Source organism: Rhodococcus sp. P1Y (assembly GCF_003641205.1).
GTDB lineage: Bacteria > Actinomycetota > Actinomycetes > Mycobacteriales > Mycobacteriaceae > Rhodococcoides.
In genome coordinates, this window is record NZ_CP032762.1 from 4,221,973 (window position 1) to 4,239,709 (window position 17,737).

General features: G+C 61.4%; 20 protein-coding genes and 1 tRNA gene. 13 read left to right on the forward strand and 8 right to left on the reverse strand.

The window, feature by feature from the left end:
- Positions 1 to 114: 114 nt before the first annotated feature.
- Positions 115 to 843, forward strand: coding sequence for an alpha/beta fold hydrolase (locus D8W71_RS19450; RefSeq protein ID WP_121115761.1), 729 nt, complete (start codon positions 115 to 117; stop codon positions 841 to 843).
- Between the two features lie 16 nt (positions 844 to 859).
- Here the strand turns inward: D8W71_RS19450 and D8W71_RS19455 are convergent, their stop codons facing one another.
- Positions 860 to 1,321: a MarR family winged helix-turn-helix transcriptional regulator gene (locus tag D8W71_RS19455; RefSeq protein WP_121115763.1), complete on the reverse strand. Its 462-nt coding sequence runs from the start codon at positions 1,319 to 1,321 to the stop codon at positions 860 to 862.
- Positions 1,322 to 1,422: 101 nt separating this feature from the next.
- Between D8W71_RS19455 and D8W71_RS19460 the strand changes: the two genes are divergently transcribed.
- The 3 genes from D8W71_RS19460 (at position 1,423) to D8W71_RS27395 (ending at position 2,964) form a co-directional block, all read left to right on the forward strand.
- Positions 1,423 to 1,932: a VOC family protein gene (locus D8W71_RS19460; RefSeq protein ID WP_121115765.1), complete on the forward strand. Its 510-nt coding sequence runs from the start codon at positions 1,423 to 1,425 to the stop codon at positions 1,930 to 1,932.
- 129 nt (positions 1,933 to 2,061) lie between these two features.
- Complete coding sequence (locus D8W71_RS19465) at positions 2,062 to 2,700, forward strand: DNA alkylation repair protein (protein ID WP_121119582.1); 639 nt, start codon at positions 2,062 to 2,064, stop codon at positions 2,698 to 2,700.
- Between the two features lie 126 nt (positions 2,701 to 2,826).
- On the forward strand, positions 2,827 to 2,964 hold the full coding sequence (locus D8W71_RS27395) for a hypothetical protein (RefSeq protein WP_153275401.1): 138 nt from the start codon (positions 2,827 to 2,829) through the stop codon (positions 2,962 to 2,964).
- 70 nt (positions 2,965 to 3,034) lie between these two features.
- Here D8W71_RS27395 and D8W71_RS19470 read toward each other — a convergent pair whose 3' ends face one another.
- Positions 3,035 to 3,361 carry an ArsR/SmtB family transcription factor gene (locus D8W71_RS19470; protein WP_236077512.1) on the reverse strand — a complete coding sequence of 109 codons (327 nt, stop codon included), beginning with the start codon at positions 3,359 to 3,361 and terminating at the stop codon, positions 3,035 to 3,037.
- A gap of 16 nt (positions 3,362 to 3,377) precedes the next feature.
- Here D8W71_RS19470 and D8W71_RS19475 point away from each other — a divergent pair, with 16 nt between their 5' ends.
- Complete coding sequence (locus D8W71_RS19475) at positions 3,378 to 3,848, forward strand: SRPBCC domain-containing protein (protein ID WP_121115769.1); 471 nt, start codon at positions 3,378 to 3,380, stop codon at positions 3,846 to 3,848.
- Here the strand turns inward: D8W71_RS19475 and D8W71_RS19480 are convergent, their stop codons facing one another.
- Together D8W71_RS19480 and D8W71_RS19485 are read right to left on the reverse strand one after the other, a co-directional pair.
- Positions 3,849 to 4,466: a dihydrofolate reductase family protein gene (locus D8W71_RS19480; protein WP_121115771.1), complete on the reverse strand. Its 618-nt coding sequence runs from the start codon at positions 4,464 to 4,466 to the stop codon at positions 3,849 to 3,851.
- Positions 4,467 to 4,495: 29 nt separating this feature from the next.
- Positions 4,496 to 5,362 carry an alpha/beta fold hydrolase gene (locus D8W71_RS19485; protein WP_121115773.1) on the reverse strand — a complete coding sequence of 289 codons (867 nt, stop codon included), beginning with the start codon at positions 5,360 to 5,362 and terminating at the stop codon, positions 4,496 to 4,498.
- A 91-nt stretch (positions 5,363 to 5,453) separates the two neighbouring features.
- Here D8W71_RS19485 and D8W71_RS19490 point away from each other — a divergent pair, with 91 nt between their 5' ends.
- On the forward strand, positions 5,454 to 6,584 hold the full coding sequence (locus D8W71_RS19490; RefSeq protein WP_121115775.1) for a methyltransferase: 1,131 nt from the start codon (positions 5,454 to 5,456) through the stop codon (positions 6,582 to 6,584).
- Between the two features lie 113 nt (positions 6,585 to 6,697).
- Here D8W71_RS19490 and D8W71_RS19495 read toward each other — a convergent pair whose 3' ends face one another.
- Positions 6,698 to 7,345, reverse strand: a complete 648-nt coding sequence (locus D8W71_RS19495) for a TetR/AcrR family transcriptional regulator (RefSeq protein ID WP_121115777.1) — start codon at positions 7,343 to 7,345, stop codon at positions 6,698 to 6,700.
- A gap of 481 nt (positions 7,346 to 7,826) precedes the next feature.
- Here D8W71_RS19495 and D8W71_RS19500 point away from each other — a divergent pair, with 481 nt between their 5' ends.
- Genes D8W71_RS19500 through D8W71_RS19520 form a run of 5 tightly spaced genes read left to right on the forward strand, consistent with a single transcriptional unit; the run spans position 7,827 to position 12,689 of the window.
- A complete protein-coding gene (locus D8W71_RS19500; RefSeq protein WP_236077513.1) occupies positions 7,827 to 8,681 on the forward strand; it encodes an ABC transporter permease in 855 nt (284 codons plus the stop codon).
- Between the two features lie 21 nt (positions 8,682 to 8,702).
- Complete coding sequence (locus tag D8W71_RS19505) at positions 8,703 to 9,725, forward strand: ABC transporter substrate-binding protein (RefSeq protein ID WP_121115781.1); 1,023 nt, start codon at positions 8,703 to 8,705, stop codon at positions 9,723 to 9,725.
- A gap of 25 nt (positions 9,726 to 9,750) precedes the next feature.
- Positions 9,751 to 10,524 (forward strand): ABC transporter ATP-binding protein, encoded by a 774-nt coding sequence (locus tag D8W71_RS19510; protein WP_121115783.1) that lies wholly within the window; start codon positions 9,751 to 9,753, stop codon positions 10,522 to 10,524.
- Between the two features lie 33 nt (positions 10,525 to 10,557).
- Positions 10,558 to 12,216: a M24 family metallopeptidase gene (locus D8W71_RS19515; RefSeq protein WP_121115785.1), complete on the forward strand. Its 1,659-nt coding sequence runs from the start codon at positions 10,558 to 10,560 to the stop codon at positions 12,214 to 12,216.
- Positions 12,213 to 12,689 carry a RidA family protein gene (locus D8W71_RS19520; RefSeq protein ID WP_121115787.1) on the forward strand — a complete coding sequence of 159 codons (477 nt, stop codon included), beginning with the start codon at positions 12,213 to 12,215 and terminating at the stop codon, positions 12,687 to 12,689. Before D8W71_RS19515 ends, D8W71_RS19520 begins: the two co-directional genes overlap by 4 nt.
- A 58-nt stretch (positions 12,690 to 12,747) precedes the next feature.
- Here D8W71_RS19520 and D8W71_RS19525 read toward each other — a convergent pair whose 3' ends face one another.
- Positions 12,748 to 13,929 (reverse strand): phytanoyl-CoA dioxygenase family protein, encoded by a 1,182-nt coding sequence (locus D8W71_RS19525; RefSeq protein WP_121119584.1) that lies wholly within the window; start codon positions 13,927 to 13,929, stop codon positions 12,748 to 12,750.
- 129 nt (positions 13,930 to 14,058) lie between these two features.
- Here D8W71_RS19525 and D8W71_RS19530 point away from each other — a divergent pair, with 129 nt between their 5' ends.
- Positions 14,059 to 15,078 (forward strand): LacI family DNA-binding transcriptional regulator, encoded by a 1,020-nt coding sequence (locus tag D8W71_RS19530; RefSeq protein WP_121119586.1) that lies wholly within the window; start codon positions 14,059 to 14,061, stop codon positions 15,076 to 15,078.
- 228 nt (positions 15,079 to 15,306) lie between these two features.
- On the opposite strand, the gene D8W71_RS19535 is transcribed toward D8W71_RS19530, so the two are convergent.
- Positions 15,307 to 15,379, reverse strand: a tRNA-Asn gene (locus tag D8W71_RS19535).
- Between the two features lie 172 nt (positions 15,380 to 15,551).
- On the opposite strand from D8W71_RS19535, the gene D8W71_RS19540 reads away from it, so the two are divergent.
- Positions 15,552 to 15,800 (forward strand): hypothetical protein, encoded by a 249-nt coding sequence (locus tag D8W71_RS19540; protein ID WP_121115789.1) that lies wholly within the window; start codon positions 15,552 to 15,554, stop codon positions 15,798 to 15,800.
- Here the strand turns inward: D8W71_RS19540 and dnaG are convergent.
- Positions 15,797 to 17,710, reverse strand: coding sequence for a DNA primase (gene dnaG, locus D8W71_RS19545; protein ID WP_121115792.1), 1,914 nt, complete (start codon positions 17,708 to 17,710; stop codon positions 15,797 to 15,799). The genes D8W71_RS19540 and dnaG overlap by 4 nt on opposite strands.
- Positions 17,711 to 17,737 lie beyond the last annotated feature (27 nt).

Genomic DNA, 17,737 nt, shown 5'->3' on the forward strand with positions numbered 1-17,737 from the left:
ACACCCGTCAGCGCTCCCAGGTTATTGCTGCCAGCAACGACGACGTAGTCCTGACGGCGGACGAGAGTACTCGTACAGAACGCCTCGAACACTCGTCCTCCGAAAGGCACCATCATGGCTGAGCAGCCCACCATCGTCCTGATTCACGGAGCGTTCGCCGACGCGGCAAGCTGGGCGCCTGTCACCAGGCGCCTCATAGACAAGGGCCACACAGTTCTGGTGCCCGCCGTTCCGAACCGCAGCCTCATCGGCGATTCGGCCTACATTCGCTCCATCGTCGAGAAGATCGACGGACCGGTACTCTTGGCCGGCCACTCGTACGGCGGTGCAGTCATCACGGTCGCAGGCGTCGCGGACAACGTCGTGGGTCTCGTCTACGTCTCCGGCTACGCGCTCGAAGAGGGCGAGTCCCTCGGCGAGCTGCAGGGTCGCTTCCCCGACTCGGATTTGGCCGCGAACCTCGTGTACGCGCCGTTCCCCAACGCCGGAGCCGAAGACGGCACCGACGTCTCGGTGAAGATCGACGCCTTCCACGCGGTGTTCGCTGGAGGTATCCCTCCCGAGACAGCCGAGGTTCTTGCAGTATCCCAACGGCCGCTGGCCGCAGCAGCATTCGGCGAGCCTGCCCCAGTCGCCGCATGGAAGACCAAGCCGGGGTGGGGCATCGTCAGCAGCAACGATCGCACCATCAACCCCGATGTCGAACGCTTCGGCTACGAGCGTGCAGGTCTACGCAGCGTCACCGAAATCGACGCACCGCACCTGGTCATGATCGCCGAACCCGCAGCAGTCGTTTCCGTCATCGAAGAGGCGCTTGCCTCCGTCGCATCCCCGACGGTCTAGAGCTGGGAGCCGTCGGTCAAGGACGACCCGCCATGTGATCGCGCATTCGGCGGTAACCGTGCCCGACGGCGTCGACCTCGCCGGGCGACAGAAGGTCGAACATGTTCGCACGCACGGCGTCGACGTGACCGGGACTGGCCGACGCCAACTTGTCGAGTCCAGCGTCGGTCAACTCGGCGGACATGCCGCGCTTGTCGTCGACGGCCTTGACGCGACGCGCCCAACCCGCCTCGACCAAGCGGCTGATCGCGCGGGTCACGCCGCTTCGGGTCGTGGTCACGGCGTCGGCCAACTGACTCATGCGCAGACGACATTCGGGCGCCTCCGAAAGGACGACGAGCAGTTCGAAGTCCGTGAACGAAATGCCAGAATCCTTCGTCAGCTGCGCGTCGAGCGTTCGAATGAGTAGCCTCGTTGCATCGAGGTAGGCCCGCCAGGCAATTTGCTCCTGAGGTTCGAGCCACCGAGTCTCGTTCATGATCAACAGCCTAGGCCCCAGGTAGTTGACACGGCAACCAAAAAGGTTAGGCTCGATTTAGTTGATCGAGCAATCGGTTTCAGTGCCAAAAGGAGTTCGACATGACCACCATGGACGAAGACCAGAGGTCCATTCACCACGCCGCCGAGCGCGAACGTATCAAACAGAGCTACTTGGTAGCAGCCGACACGAGGCCACCGTCGTCCGCGCGCGGACTTCACCACACTGCACTCGTGAGCAGCGACGTCGAAAAGACCGTGCAGTTCTATCAGGGCATACTCGAATTTCCACTGACCGAGTTGATCGAGAACCGCGACTACCCTGGGTCTTCGCACTTCTTCTTCGACATCGGAAACGGAAACCTACTGGCGTTCTTCGATTTCCCCGGACTCGACGTCGGGCCGTACCAGGAGGTCCTGGGGGGACTCCATCATGTCGCGATCAGCGTCGAACCGACGCGATGGGCGGCGTTGCGGGACAGGCTGATTGCCGCGGGAATCGAGTTGGCCGAACACAGCGAGGTATCCCTCTACTTCCGCGACCCGGACGGCGCGCGCATCGAGCTCATCGCCGATCCGCTCGGCGAGATGTACGGCAACCACGTTCTCTGACCAGCCGGTCTGCGGCTCGTGCTTGGAGAGTCGGTGTAGAGCACTACAATTCTTCCACGGGTGCGAAGCACGGATATTCTCGAGGAGGCCGGCGTGGCGGGGACGATTTCGGCGACGGTTGCCGAACTCATGATCGAGTTGGCCGAGCTCGACAATCCCAGGTTCCGAGAGGTCAACTCCAAGCACGGTGACGACCACGGCGTGAATCTCACCGCGCTACGCGCGATCGCGAAACGGCTGAAAGTTCAGCACGACCTCGCCCTGGAACTGTGGGCTACCGACGATTCGGCTGCTCGCCTGCTCGCGTTGCTCATCTGCCGTCCAAAGCGCTTCGAACGCGACGAGCTCGACCACATGCTCCGTGAGGCGCGTACGCCCAAAGTGCACGACTGGCTCGTCAACTACGCAGTGAAGAAGAATTCGCACTCCGAGGAACTTCGGGTGACCTGGATGGACGACGCCGACGCGGTAGTGGCCAGCGCTGGGTGGGCACTCACGGCCGAACGCGTGGTCAAGAGACCTGACGAGCTCGACCTAGCCGCCCTTCTAGACATCATCGAAGCCGAGATGAAGGACGCTCCGGATCGTTTGCAGTGGGCCATGAATCACTGCCTTGCCCAGATCGGAATCGAACACGCGGACCATCGGCCGCGCGCACTCGAGATCGGTGAACGGTTGAGGGTTCTCGAGCACTATCCGACTCCCCCCAACTGCACGTCACCGTTCGCACCCAGTTGGATAAACGAAATGGTGGCCCGCAGGTCCTGACCGCAGGACACGCGACGGTCACCGGAGGGGCTGACGAGACATTCGCCACTGGCGGTGCCATTTTCCTCTCGTCGTGCGTTGACGATACAAAAGGATAGTTTTCGATAACCGACGGAAAGAAGCGCCATGCCACCATGCACATCGAAGACGACCGAGAACGTCGGAATTCTCGCCAGATTCAAGAACCTGTTCAATCGATTCACCGACGGAGACGATCTCAACGCTCGCGCGATGGGTAATCGCGTGGACGACATCGTCCCATGAAAGATGTGGCTGCAGCCGTTCGAAAGGCTGCAGCCACCTGCGTCTTCAGCGCCCTCGCAGTAGGACTGGCTCACTCTCCGCCCAAGCGTCCGAGCAGATCCACCGCTGCCTTGGTGTACTCCCCTATCCATCGATCCGATATCCGCTTGATCGGCAAGGGCGCGAGCGCCAAGTGCCGCTCACGACCGACCTTCCGACCGGTGACGAGTTCTGCTCCCTCCAGCACTCGCAAATGCTGGAGGGCGGTTGTGCGATCGATGTCCGGCAGCTCGGCGCACAGCTCTCCGGTCGTTCTCGGCGACTCTTTCAAGAGATCGAGCATGCGACGACGGATCGGCGACGCGAGCGCCTTGAACACCCGATCATCGTCTTCACCCTTGTGCTGGACTCCATTCATGTTGTAAAAATACAACATGAATGGAAGTCTGACGGAACTGTCTTTCACCGTGTCGGGGCATATTTCACGTCCGATCGGCGAGGTGTACGAGGCAGTGGCCGATCCGGAGCAGTTGTCGAAGTACTTCACCACTGGCGGTGCGCGAGGCCGACTCGAACCGGGAACCGAAGTGACGTGGGATTTCCACGACTTCCCAGGCGCGTTCCCCGTTCGGGTTGTTGCCGCCGATCCTCCGACTCGGATCGTCATCAGCTGGGATGGTGACGGCACCACATCCGAGGACGGCACCACCACAACCACTTTCGAGTTCGAGCCGGTCGACGACGGTGCTCGTACTCTCGTCACCATCAGGGAGTCCTCATGGAAGCCGACGTCGACCGGAGCGAAGAACGCATTCGGCAATTGCCAGGGGTGGACCGGCATGCTAGCAGCCCTCAAGGTGTGGGTGGAGCACGGAATCAACCTGCGTGAGGGCTTCTACAAGTAACTACGCGCCCCGAACGTCGTCCATGTCACCGGTTGCGGGTATTCCCTCCTCCAACCCGTAACGCAGGAAGACCGTCCCCTTTCCTCCTGCCAGCGGGGGCTCGAGAAGCTTCAGGTTGCTGGGTACTGCACCCTCCCCGAAGACCTTCTTGCCCTCTCCCAACACGATGGGGTGCACCCAGAGATCGAGGCGGTCGAACAGCTTCTCGCGCAACAGAGTTTGTACCAGATCGAGGCTCCCCACCACCGTGACGTGGTCGTGTCGGTCACGGATTCCGCGTAAATCGCCGACCAGATCGGATCCGAGTTGTGTGGAACCCGCCCACGGCAGTTCAGGCGTGCCGCGAGAAGCCACATATTTAGGGATCGAGTTGAACAGGGTCGCGAACGTATCGTTCTGATTCGGCCAATAGGCAGCGAAGATGTCGTACGTCCGCCGACCGAGTAACAGAGCATCAGTATTCTCGCACGCAGCACCGACCTGCGCTCCGGAGACCTCGTCGAGCAACGGTGCCTGCCATCCTCCGAACGCGAAGTTTTCCGGATCCTCGTCAGGACTTCCCGGCGATTGCCCGACGAGGTCGAGCGTAGTGAACAGTTCGATTTGAATGATGCCCATTGTTGATCCCTTGATAGAGGTAAACGCTTCTAGCCCAATACCGTTCGGAGTGTCGCGGCAAACTCTGTCGGCTTGCCCATCTGGCCGAACTCTCCACCGAGAAATCCCGAATGGCCGCCTGGGAAGATCACCGGCTTCAGGCCGAGGAGTGCGGCAGCTTTATGCGCTGCACGAGCGGCGATGTGGCCGTCATCGGGACCACCTGATTCTTCGCCGACGCCGATCACCACGCGTATGGGTGCTGCGCCGATCGCATCGACGTCCGGCACGAAATCGACGCCGCCGCCGCGCATGTTGGACATGAGTGGATCGTCCCGCGCACCGTCGTCCTCAGCCGGAAAACCGAACTGCGCCGGATCTCCTGCCGGCTGCGCGAGGAAGGCGTCGTCGATCGGGCCCATGTGCATCAGAAGCGCCATGAACTTGACCATCGCGGGCCCGAGGCCCTGCGAGTCGTACGTGGACACCATGTCCGTGCACACCGACACGATGTTCTCGCGGTCGTCGAGAGCTCCGCCGGCCGGAGGTTCGTGCGCGACCAGGGTCCGCACATCACCCGGGTAGCGAGCAACGAGGGCCAGTCCATTCACCGCTCCCCCGCTCGATGCGAAGATATCGACGGGCCCCGAACCCAATGCATTCAAGACGGCGTGAAGGTCCTCGGCATGGTCGTCGAACGAGACCGCGGCGGTGGGATCATCCCGTCGGCTGCGACCTGTGTTCCGCGGGTCGTACGTCACGACGACCCTGTCGGTGAAGTGCGACGTCAAGGTCCCGAACCCGGTCGCGTCCATGGGTGATCCGATGAGAACCAGCGGTATGACGCCTGGTTCGAGTTCGCCGAGAACGTCGTAGGTCAAGGTCGCGCCGGGAACCGACACTGTCTGAGTTTTCATAAACGAGTTGACTGTCGGTGAGGCGGAAACTCATCGTGACATTGGAGCATTTCTGGCTGTGGTTGACTTGAAGTTCAACCAAAGGGGCCTTGTGCAGCAGCTTCACCGTGAGACCGTCGACTGGATCGAGAACGGGCGCGAACGCTCGGCGTTGTGGCGTTCGGAGAACAACGCGCCCGCTCCGAAGACCATCCACGTCATCGACGACACCATCAGCGCAGACGTCGCCTACAAGCGCGCGTCGCTCGGCGAACCACTTCTGTGGCGGGGCGACTTCAACAATGCACGCCAGCTACTGAAGGCGATGACCCGCAGGGCCGAGCCCAAGAAGCGTCGACCGTCGTCCTCGGCAGCAGAGGACTTCCACCTTCACCGGCAGGACCAGGCACGGCGAGCTCGCACACTCGGCATGTTGCTCGTCGAACTCGATGCCGACTTCGGTCTCGATTACGGCCGAGCACCCGATGTCCGACTTGCTGCCAGTGAGGTCTACGGGCCCAGCTCTACTGCTTCGTTGTTGTCGCTCCGGGAGTTGCTCAGCCTCATCGGTGCTCACGAGTGGCGACGTAAAGGCATCCATATCCCCGCCCTCGACGCGTCGATCGAACCGCATTTCGGTGTCTTCTCGCCCCTACGTGGTGAGTACGTGCAGCTCGTGGCGGAAACTCCCCTGCCCGCCGGAACGAAGACGGCGTTCGATATCGGCACGGGCACAGGCGTTCTGGCAGCAGTGTTGGCGAAACGCGGTGTCTCCCACATAGTCGCGACCGACAAGGACCCACGAGCCGTAGCCTGCGCGACCGTCAACATCGATCGATTGGGGTACGCCGATCAGGTCGAGGTGCACTTGGTTGACATCTTCCCTTCCGGTAGGGCTTCGCTCGTCGTGTGCAATCCGCCGTGGATCCCGACCAAGCCGACGTCGGGCATCGAGCATGCCATCTACGACCCGGGTAGTCGGATGTTGCGAGCATTTCTGGATCGACTCCCCAAGCACCTCGAGCCCGGCGGCGAGGCGTGGTTGGTGATCTCGGACCTCGCCGAGCTTCTCGGGCTCGCTACCCGGGAAGACTTGCTGGCGGCGATCGAGCGTGCCGGTCTCGACGTGCTCGGCCGGACGGACACTTCGCCGACGCATCCCCGCGCTTCCGACGCCGATGATCTCTTCCACGCTGCCCGCTCGCGCGAGACGACGACGCTGTGGAGGTTGGGGGTGCGCTGACCCTCTGCTCACAACGGTGTTGCGCGTTCACAACCAAGATTTCGGTTGTGAACGGATGTTCATGTTGTACGCACGGGCGCTGATCCGCAGGTGCGACCGTAAGTCGCCATGAATCAGACGAGGGTTACGTATCCGATGACCATGTCCGTCAGCATCTTCCGCAGACGTTCTCTGTTTTCGGGGGCGACGGGGTCGAACTGGAACAACCAATCGAAGGTGTACTGGTTGGAGACACGAAAGAAACTGAAGCTGGTGATAGTGAAGTGAAGATCCACTGCGTCGACGGTGGCGTTGAATACCCCTGCTTCACGTCCGCGACGCAGTATGTCTGCCAGCAGGTCGAGCGCAGGGCCTGCCAATTCGCTCCGCTCCCCTGATTGCGCCAGGTGGAACGCCTTGAGCGTGTTTTCGCTCGCCATCAAACGTACGAAGTCCGGATTGCGCTCGTGGTAGTCGAAGGTCAGCTCGACCACTCGTCGAAGTGCATCCACGGGATCGAGTTCATCGACATGGACCCGCTGCTCTTCGGCTCGAATGCTCACGATCGCATTTTCGAGGACCGATCTGTATAGACCTTGCTTGTCGCCGAAGTAGTAGTAGATCATCTTCTTCGTCGTCTTCGTCTGCAGCGCGATGTCGTCCATCCTGGCACCGGCGAAGCCTTTGGCTGCAAACTCGGACATGGCCACGGTCAGGATGTTCCCACGGACGTCGCCGCCTCGTGCCCCGCGACGGCCACCTACCTCGGACGCTGTCGACATCGAATCGAACCCCTGACTTTCCCTAGGATCAGCAATTTACACCGAACAGTGAACCACGGCACCCGCGGGAAAGTTTCGACAACCGCACCGACCCATGTGTTATTCACAACGCGTCGGTGGTCATTTTTCGCATAGGTCCATCCAACTCGGGCATCGAACCTGGTGAAGAGGCAAACGGCTCGACCCGAACCAGACAGGGACTGGATTTCAGCTTGCGCAATCCCTGGACGTGTCGGCGATCACGTTGTACCGTTCGCCTAGTTCACCAAAGAGTGAAATGCTGTTCACGCAGACCAAGTACACCCCAACGACTCGATCCCGATCGCGCAATCGGGATCCGACGCTTCACCCCTGCGGCGCAGGCAGGTCGAAATGCCTCCGCGCGCCAGCACTCGTCGAGGACGCAACAATTCGGCGTGCAATCCAATTCCGTTCGCGCGCTGAAAAATAGACCTCACTCCCCACCGAAGGATGGATGGCCATGACAGCATCTGAGATGCAGACAAGCCCCGTAGCCGCCACGCCGCCGGCAACGACAACACCGACAGAACGTCCTGCGCACCGCAAGCTGCTTCCGCGTCGCGACTCTCTCGTCACCGGCATCAAAGCAGTAGTCGGCATACTCGGACTGCTGGGCCTGTGGCAGCTGGCAGTCGTGGTCACCCGACCTCCCGAGTACATTCTGGTGGGCCCGATCGATGCCTTTGTCGAATTGTTCGCCCGCTTCGACTATTTCACGACGAATGCATGGGTCACAGTCGGCGAGGCCTTGGCTGGTTTCGTCGGCGGTACATTGCTCGGCATCGTTTTCGGAGGGCTACTCCACTACTCACCGACAATCAGAAGCTTTTTGTATCCCGCGTTGGTCGCGATCGACACGATTCCGAAGGTCGCGCTCGCTCCCCTGTTCATCGTGTGGTTCGGCTTCGGATTCGAGTCGAAAGCGTTCGTCGCCATGGCAATCGCGTTCTTCCCCTTGGTCATCAACACGTTCGACGGCCTCAGCACCGTCCCACATGAACTCAAAGAACTTGCGCGAATCAACAGGGCTTCGACATGGAAGCGGCTGACAAAGATCGAATTCATCTACGCCTTGCCGTCGATCTTCTCGGGCGCCAAAATCTCGATCTCGCTCGCGGTCGGCGGCGCGGTCGTCGGCGAATTCATCGCCGGCTCGAAGGGGCTGGGCTACGTCATCATGCTCGCCAACAGTCAGGTGGACCTGGCAGCCATGTTCGCAGCGTTCTTCGTACTGGCAGCGATTGCGCTCGTACTGTTCTTCATCGTCGATTTCACCGGCAAGAAGCTCATGCCATGGAAGTCCCACGCGAAATGACCAACCACCTTGGAGACCACCATGCGTAACATCCGAGCGCTGCCGATCTTGATCACCGCGGCCGTTCTTTTGCCTCTGACGTCCTGTAGCACTACGGATTCCGAGAATTCGATGTCGGTCATGGTCGACGTCGGCTACCTGCCCAAACATGCGCCGTTCTTCGCGGCCGTGGATCGCGGGTTCTTCGCCGAGGAAGGACTCGATGTCACCGTCATGCCTGGCTCCGGTTCGGGGAACACGGTCGCAGCAGTGGACACCGGCAAGGTCGACGCGGGGTGGGCCGATTTCGGTGTCACCGTACTCAACCAGGGCCGCGGCGCTCAGGTCACACAGGTCGATCTCCTGCAGGCTCGGTCAGCATACGCGGTAGTTGGACTGTCGGACGGCAACATTCACGGCTGGGAGGATCTCCCGGGCAAAACCATCGCCACCGAAGGTGCAGGCGCAATGACCGCCATGTGGCCGTACGCGCTCAGCAAACTAGGGCTTAGGGCAGACGACGTCGACGTCATTCACGCGGCCAGCAGCGCCAAGATCCCGGGATTGGTCTCTGGCCAATGGGACGCCAATCTGGCCCTATCGGTCTCGGACGGCCCTGCGATCGACGCTCTCGGCAAGGTTCCTGTGGTGTTGAAGTGGTCTGACCTCGGCATCGACCTGTACGGAAACGGGATCATCTTCTCGAACGAGGAGTTGAAGAACAACCCGGACAGGGCAGTGAGGTTCAACAGAGCGATGCAGCGCGCCTACCTGTGGTCCTGTGAAAACCCGGAGGGTGCCGCCGATTCGTTCCACAAAGAAGTCCAAGGATACGAAACCAGCACCGTCGTACTGGCTCTCGACGAGCAATGCGCACTCAACAATCGCATCGGCGAAGAGTCGGCGCCATTCGGTCTCATGACCGACGAGGGCGTGCAGCAGATGATCGACGTCTCCCGCGAGTTCCTCGGACTCGACCCGAACTCGACGTTGACTCCCGCACAGGTCTACAGCAACGACTACATCGACCCACTGCCCACCACCGACGAGATCTCCGCACCATGACCGCCTATCTGACTGGGAGTACGCAATGAACAAGGCCGTTGAAGTCAACAACGTAGGAGTCTCGTTCCGGTCGCGCGACGGCGCCGACAACACCGTTCTGAAGGGCGTGAACTTCGACGTCGAACACGGCCAGTTCGTCTCAATCGTCGGCCAATCCGGTAGTGGTAAGACAACGCTGCTCAAGACCATCTCGGGTCTTCAGGCGACAACAGAGGGCGAAGTACTCATCAAGGGTGCGCCGATCGCCGCAGGTGTCGAGGAGATCGGTATGGTGTTCCAAAGTCCTGTTCTTCTTCCGTGGCGCAACAACCTCGACAACGTCCTGCTGCCTCTCGAGTTTCGCGGCACCCGCGACCACGCATCGAAGACCAGAGCGCTCGAACTCCTGGACATGGTTGGTCTGAAAGACAAAGCCAAGCGATACTCGTACGAACTTTCGGGCGGCATGCAGCAACGAGTAGCCATCTGTCGGGCCTTGGTCTCGGATCCGGAGCTCCTGCTCATGGACGAACCGTTCGGCGCACTCGACGCGATGACCCGCGACACCATGAACTTCGAGATTCAGCGCATCTGGCAAAAGGCAGGGTGCAGCGTCGTTTTCGTCACGCACAGTATCTCGGAAGCTGTCTGGTTGGGCGATCGAGTCGTCGTGGTCGGCGACCGTCCCGGCCGCATCATCGCCGATATCACCATCGACCTGCCCAGGCCTCGCAACAAAGAACACCGCTACTCTCCCGATTTCGCCGAATACGTCAGTGAAGTCGAATCGCACATCGGGGTCACCGCCGGAATCAGCTGACCCTCGAACACTTTTCCAACTACAGGAGTACCCATGTTGCATATATCTGCCAATCTGGACACGCTTGCCGAGAAGTTCGGTCTACACCCGCACAAGAGTCTGTTGTTCTCTGCAATTCGGTTGGACTCTCATCCGCTCGTCACCCCGTTGATCGCCTCGCGCGACGGAGCCGACCCCACGATCCTCGTCAGGCAGCAGGAACAGGGAAACGTCCTGTCCGCAGGCGTCCCAGCCGAACGTATCCGGTTCTACGCCCCCTGGGTCACGATCGATCCGCGCCCCATCGCGGATGTCGTCGTCGCGCAGAGTCTGACGTCCCTGGTCGAAGAACTGGCCGACGGCGATACCGTGCTTCTCGACGGCGATGTGGTGTACAGCCACCAGCTGACGTTGACCGAAAGCCTGACGGTGTCCGTCGAACCGACGTCAACGAGCCCCGTTCGGGTTCACTCCTTGTCGACGTCGGACATCGTCGATCGGTTCACCGACTGGCGTCGACGCGGTGCTGACGCCGCCACCCAGTTGATCGCCGACGTACCACATCTGCGAGGGCTGACCGAGGACCTCGGTGCCGCCGACACCCGCTACGCGGGTCTCGAATCCATTGCTGCCGAACGAGGTATCGATGGACTGGTTCTGATAGCGCCGCCGAACTTCTCCGAGGTCACCGGGCTATCCGGCAACGGCGACGTCGCCGTATGGGTGCCGGGCAGTGACCGGGTTTTCGTAGTCACCACCACCGGTGGCACCCGCTATGGCGACTCCATCGGCGAATACGTATCGCTCGGCGAAGCCGTTGCTGCGCTGGTGCCAGGCGGGCGGATCGGTATCGAGGAGGAATTCATCTCGGTCGGTCTTGCCGCCCAACTCGTCGACGCAGGCCTCGACTTGACCTCGACATCGATCGATCTCGCACACTGGCGTGACATCCGCGACCACGAAGACCTACCCTTTCAGGTCATCGCGGCCAGAACGACCGTCTACGCGATCGAGGAAGCTTTGGCCTGGGCCGAACGAGAAATCGAGGCCGGGACCAAGTTCACCGAACTCGACATCTACCGTCACTACGTCGAATTCATCGACAAGTTCACCAGCGAGCACTCCATCGAGTTCGACGTCGAACCGTACTTCACCAATCTCCACTCCTCGAACCGGATGCTGTTTCCCGGACCTCCCACCGACTTCCCCATCAACGGTGACACCACGTGCATCCAGCTCGATGCCGGCGTAAAGGTGACCATCGATGGCGTCGTAGTCGCGACGTCCGACATGGCGCGTTCCCTGCCACGTACGCCCGCGGCCAAGGAAGCGTACGCATTCTTCTTCACTGTCGTCAGGGAAGGAATCATCGGCCAGCTGCGCCCCGGTGTTGTCTGCGAGGACGTGCACGAGGGAACGCTGCAGTTCCTGGCCCCACATCTCCCCCGCATGATCGAGATCGGAATGCTCGGCGAGGAAACAGATTTCAACACCATTTACCGACGACGCAACGTCGGACACCTCATGGGTAAGCAGGAATCCTTCGCCAACGAGCTACGCCCAGGATACAAGCACGCACTCGATGTCGGATCTTACGGCGCAGCCGAAATCCCCTGGCGCTACGGCGACGTGGCGATCGGCACCGAAGATCTCTGGTTCATCGGACGCAACCGAACCTACAACCTCACCCAGCGCGACAGGACGCACGCATGACCGACACGAACACCATCGATCCGAAAGTCCGACTCGCTGAGCGCAATCTGAGTCTTCCCGAACTCGGCGCCCCCGCCTATTCGTACGACGCCTGGACCCAGCATCGCGACGTCCTGTACATGTCCGGGCAGATTTCGAGGACCCCCGATGGCGAGGTCCTCAGCGGCCGAGCAGGTGAGGGTGCGACAACAGCGGACGCCGCAGCCGCAGCCGAGGTCGCCGCCCTGAATCTACTGGCCAGAATCGACCAAGCCGTCGGCCTCGAGAACGTCGAACAAATCCTCAAGCTGAACGTCTGGATCGCCAGCGGACCCGACTACACCGAGCAACCGACTGCTGCGGAGTCCGCGTCGAAGCTGTTGATCGACGTGTTGGGCCCCGCTGGCCGTCACGCTCGAACGACGTTGCCGACGCATGTACTGCCGAAGAACGCCTTGGTCGAGCTCGAAGCTATCGTCGCCGTGCGGCAGTAGGGTCCGCAACCGGACCTGACTTGGTCCGACGCTGGCCGGACGTCGCGTGCAGGTCTCGTCAGGCTTGGTGGCGTGTGTACAGAGCATCTGCGGCGTCGTCGAACTCTTGTTGTGTCATGCCGGTATCGACTGCACGCTTGAGAAGTTCGGCATGGGTTTCACCGGCCAGACCGGTGATGGGTTGGTCGAGATCGAGATTGGAGGGAAATGCGTAGCCTTCCGCCGACGCGGCGACGACATTGTCGACTTCGCGACCTCTACCGCTGCGCGCCCAGTCGAGAAGCGTCGAGTACAAGCTCGAACCGATTGCCAATCGGTCGACACTGTCCATGGCTCGCCCGAAGGGCGACGAGACCTGCAGCAGGTTGGCCATGCGATAGATGTCTGTCGAGGTGTTGTGGCCTGCTGCGTGGAACAGAGCCGGGTTGAAGAAGACGGCGTCTCCTTCTTCCAGTGGCAACTGAATGTAGTTGTCGACGAAGTACTCTCGGAACTCGGGCAGGTTGAAGGCGATGTAGCCTGCTTCGAATTTCTGCGAGTACGGCAGGTACATGGTCGGGCCGCTCTCGACGGGCATGTCGCAGTGCGCGACAGCGCCTTGCAGGGTCAGAGCCGGGGACAGGCGATGAATGTGCGCGCGAAACTTGGCAGCTGTGTCGGTGGACATGAACCCGAGGTGGTAGTCGCGGTGCGGATTCTGGGCCGCGCCGCCAGGATTGACAACGTTGATCGACGAGGTCACCTGGTACATCGGACCGAGCCACGCTTCGGAGATCAGCGCGAGAATGTCGTTCGCGTAGTAACGGGCGAACTGCTCCGGTTCGGCGACGGCCAGCTTTTGCAGCGCACACCAGATGCGGTCGTTGGCACCGGGCTTGGCGAAATGATCGCCGTTACTGACACCGCCGTCGCGCTGCTGCGCGATGATGTCCTTGAACGTCGCGGTGGTCTCGGCGATCGCATGCTCAGCGGTGAACGACTTCTTGAACACGACGATGCCGGGGCCGTTGAGCAGTGCGTCGGCGAGTTCGTCCTGGATGTCGGCGCGCACGACAGGGTCGGCAGCGTTCTGGGTTAGGGCCGCACCGTCGTACATCAGCACGTTCTGCACGACATCCGTCGCGTACGGGTAGTCGGCGAGCACCGTCTCCTGCGAGACGAGTGCAGCGAACTCGTCGATATCGCAGTCGATCTCGCGAAGTCGGTCGGCTCGCGGTGTCTGCTGGATGTTGCTGGTCATCGGATGCCCTTCTGGGTGAGAGTTCGTCGCGTCGCGGACGTCAGCAAGTGGATCGAGTACGAGCATTGCCGAGTAACCTTGCATCGGACAACCCACAAACCCCTCAACTTTCCCTCAGGAGTGATCGGTGTGCCCCATCCGTACCCGGTCCGTGAAATCGCACGACAAGCTGGCGTCAGCGAGGCCACCGTCGACCGAGTCCTGCACGGCCGCCCCGGGGTCAGGTCCGGAACGGTTCTGCAGGTCAGGCAAGCGATAGCCGACCTGGACCGCCAAAGCACCCAACTGCGCTTGTCGGGGCGCACGTTCATGTTGGACGTCGTGATGGACACCCCCCAACGTTTCTCCGACTTGGTGCGCCGATCTCTGGAAGCCGAACTGCCCACCATGCAGCCGGCCACGATCCGGGCACGGTTCCACGTCAAGGAGCACTGGGCTATCGACGACCTCACCGCAAAGCTGAACACCATCGCCGAAAATGGCAGCCACGGCGTCATTCTCAAGGCCCCCGACACTGCACAGATATCGCTCGCCATCGACGCTTTACACGCTGCAGGGATACCCGTGCTAACCCTCGTGACTGACGTACCAGCGAGTCGACGCCTTGCCTACATAGGCATGGACGACCGTGCAGCGGGCAGCACCGCCGCATTCTTGATCCAGAGGTGGCTGACCAGATCCGACGCGGCAGTTCTCGCGCTGACGAGCAGAAACATGTTTCGTGGCGAAGAGGAACGAGAGATGGGCTTTCGTTCTGCAATGAGAACGAACGATCCGGGCCGTCGCATCGTCGAGATCTCCGATACCGACGGCCTCGATGAGAACACCAGGCGGCTGGTGGCCGGAGAATTGGAACGCAGCCCGGATGTCGGTGCCGTCTATTCCATCGGAGGCGGCAACCGCGGCGTGGTCGACGCGTTCGGCGACTGCGCACGGACCTGCGAGGTATTCATCGGCCACGATCTCTCGAACGACAACCGAGCCCTGCTCGCGTTGGGGCACCTGACTGCCGTGATCCACCACGACCTGCGCCAAGATATGCGCACCGCCGTGCACGCGTTCATGGTTCATCACGGCGCGCTCGGAGGTCCGATATTGCCCTACCGGTCCAAGATCGACATCGTCACTCCGCACAACATCCCTCAATGAGGGCCTGGACGCAATTGTTCGAGAGTCTCCAGCGACGGTGACTTCCGATCATTCTCGTCAGCGGACAGCGCTGAACGCGACGTGTGTGCCCGTTCACCACGGGCAGCCGCCCCAGATCTACCCCTCTGTTGTGCGCCCACAGCCCCTCGGTGCGCACAACAAGGGGGTAAATAGCCGAGCCTGGACAGAAAAAATCCCCGCCCAGCGAGCTGGACGGGGATCTTGGTGCTCCCCCGGCTGGACTCGAACCAGCAACCGTCCGATTAACAGTCGGAAGCTCTGCCAATTGAGCTACAGGGGATTACTTCGGTGGCTTCGTACCTTCGTGCGCGCCGAGAGAAACAATAGCGCACACCCCCATGGGAGTACCAAATCGCCCTGCCGCGGCCGCGTCAGGCAGGATGGAGGGACGCGCGCACAATAGGGCCGGAGTGGAGCCTGCGGAATGACCGAAAACACTGTGGGAGACTGTGATGATTCGTTTGGTTCTGGCTGCTGGAGCAGCGTACGTACTCGGAGCCAAGGCAGGTCGTGGGCGTTACGAACAGATTCGTAAGACCGCCTCGGCTGTTGCAGGCAGCCCTGCCACCAAGAAGGTCATCGAAGTGAGCAGGCAGAAGTTGTCGGACTCGCTGAACACGCAGCCGAAGCTGGAGCCGATGAAGCAGGTCGACGAGGACGCCCAGCTCTACATTCCTCAGGATCAGCTGCGACGGAGCTAGCCGACTTCTTCGACGTTGCCGACCGCCTGCTCCAACAGGCTGCGTCGGTACTGTTCGAGAGCGATGACGTCGCCGAGCAACGCGTAGTACTCGTCGGGGTTGTCCTGCGGTGACATGCGCTGCATTTTGGACTTCAGCTCCGCCACCTGCTCCCCCACCCACACTTCCTGCAACCGAGCCATCACGCCGGTGATGTAGCGCGACAGCGCGATGTCCGCGACGGGAATGTGTTCGACGGCCAGTTCCATCACGAGTGACTTGATCACCGGTGTCTCGGTGCGCTGTGCGACGGCGTCGACCCACTCGCCACCGCCGAGTCCCGCAGCAGTGCCTCCCGCGGCCGTGACAGCGGCACTGACGGCCGCGTAGGCCGGATGGGTGAACGTCTCCGGGGGTAGAGAGTCGAATACGGAACCAGCGATGGCGGGGTTCTGCAAAGCCGACTTCAGGGCCTCACGTTGCGGCCACAGGGCCGGATCCTTCGGCTGCGGACGCACGGGGCCTGCTGGAACCTCAGCGGACGCTGTCGGACGCTTGTCGAACGGAGTCCGCTTCTTGGTCTCGCCGCGCGCACTCTTCTTCGCTTCGTCTCGGACACGGGCCAGCACCATCGCGGTGTCGTCCCAGCCGGTCCATCCTGCGAGTTGGCGTGCGTATTCGTCACGTAGCGACGCATCCTTGATACGTGCGACCACGGGAACCGTTCGCTTGAGCGCCTCGACACGCCCCTCGGGTGTGTCCAGGTCATGTTCGCTGAGAAGCGATTTGACGACGAAGGCGAACATCGGCGTCCGCCTGGCCACCAAATCACGGACGGCAGCGTCGCCCGACTTCTGCCGAAGCTCGCATGGGTCCATTCCGTCGGGTGCGACTGCGACGAACGTCTGTCCGGCGATCTTCTGATCCCCTTCGAACGCTTTCATCGCCGCTGCTTGACCGGCGGCATCACCGTCGAAGGTGTAGATGACTTCACCGCGGAAGTAGCTGTCGTCCATCATCAATCGTCGCAACATCGCGAGGTGATCTTCACCGAATGCAGTGCCGCACGACGCAACGGCGGTCTTGACGCCTGCGAGGTGCATGGCCATGACGTCGGTGTATCCCTCGACGATGACGGCCTGATGGGACTTGGCGATGTCCTTGCGCGCGAGGTCGAGGCCGAACAACACTTGAGACTTCTTGTACAGCATGGTTTCCGGCGTGTTGATGTACTTGCCGGGCATGGTGTCGTCGTCGAACAGCTTGCGTGCACCGAAGCCGATGACGTCGCCGCTCTGACTGCGAATCGGCCAGACGAGCCTGCGGCGGAACCGGTCGATGGGAGTTCCGCGCTTGCCGGGCGTTGCGAGGCCGGCGTCGATGATTTCCTTGGCTTCGAAACCGCTGGACAGCAAATGCTTCGTGAGCGTGTCCCAGCCGTCGGGCGCGTAACCACATCCGTACGTCAGCGCTGCCTGGCCGTCGAAGTTGCGTTCGGTGAGGTAGTCGCGCGCAGTCTGGGCATCGGGCTCCCGCAGGCGAGCGGCGTAGAACTCCTGTGCGGCGGAGTTCGCGGCGATCAAGCGCGCACGGGTACCCCGGTCACGTTGAACCGAGGGCCCACCGCCCTCGTAGGTGATCGAGTAGTTGAGTCGATCCGCGAGTTGCTCGACGGCCTCGACGAAGGAGATGTGCTCGATCTTCTGCAGGAACGAGTAGGCGTCACCGCCCTCGCCGCAGCCGAAGCAATGGAAGTGGCCGTGGTTGGGGCGAACGTGGAACGACGGCGACTTCTCGTCGTGGAACGGGCACAGGCCCTTCATCGAGTCGCCGCCCGCGCGCTTGAGCGAAACGTAGTCGCCGACGATGTCTTCGATCCGTGTACGTTCGCGAATGGCCGCTATGTCACGTTCAGGAATTCGGCCGGCCACGAAGGGCAGTCTAGTCCTGTCCTGTGA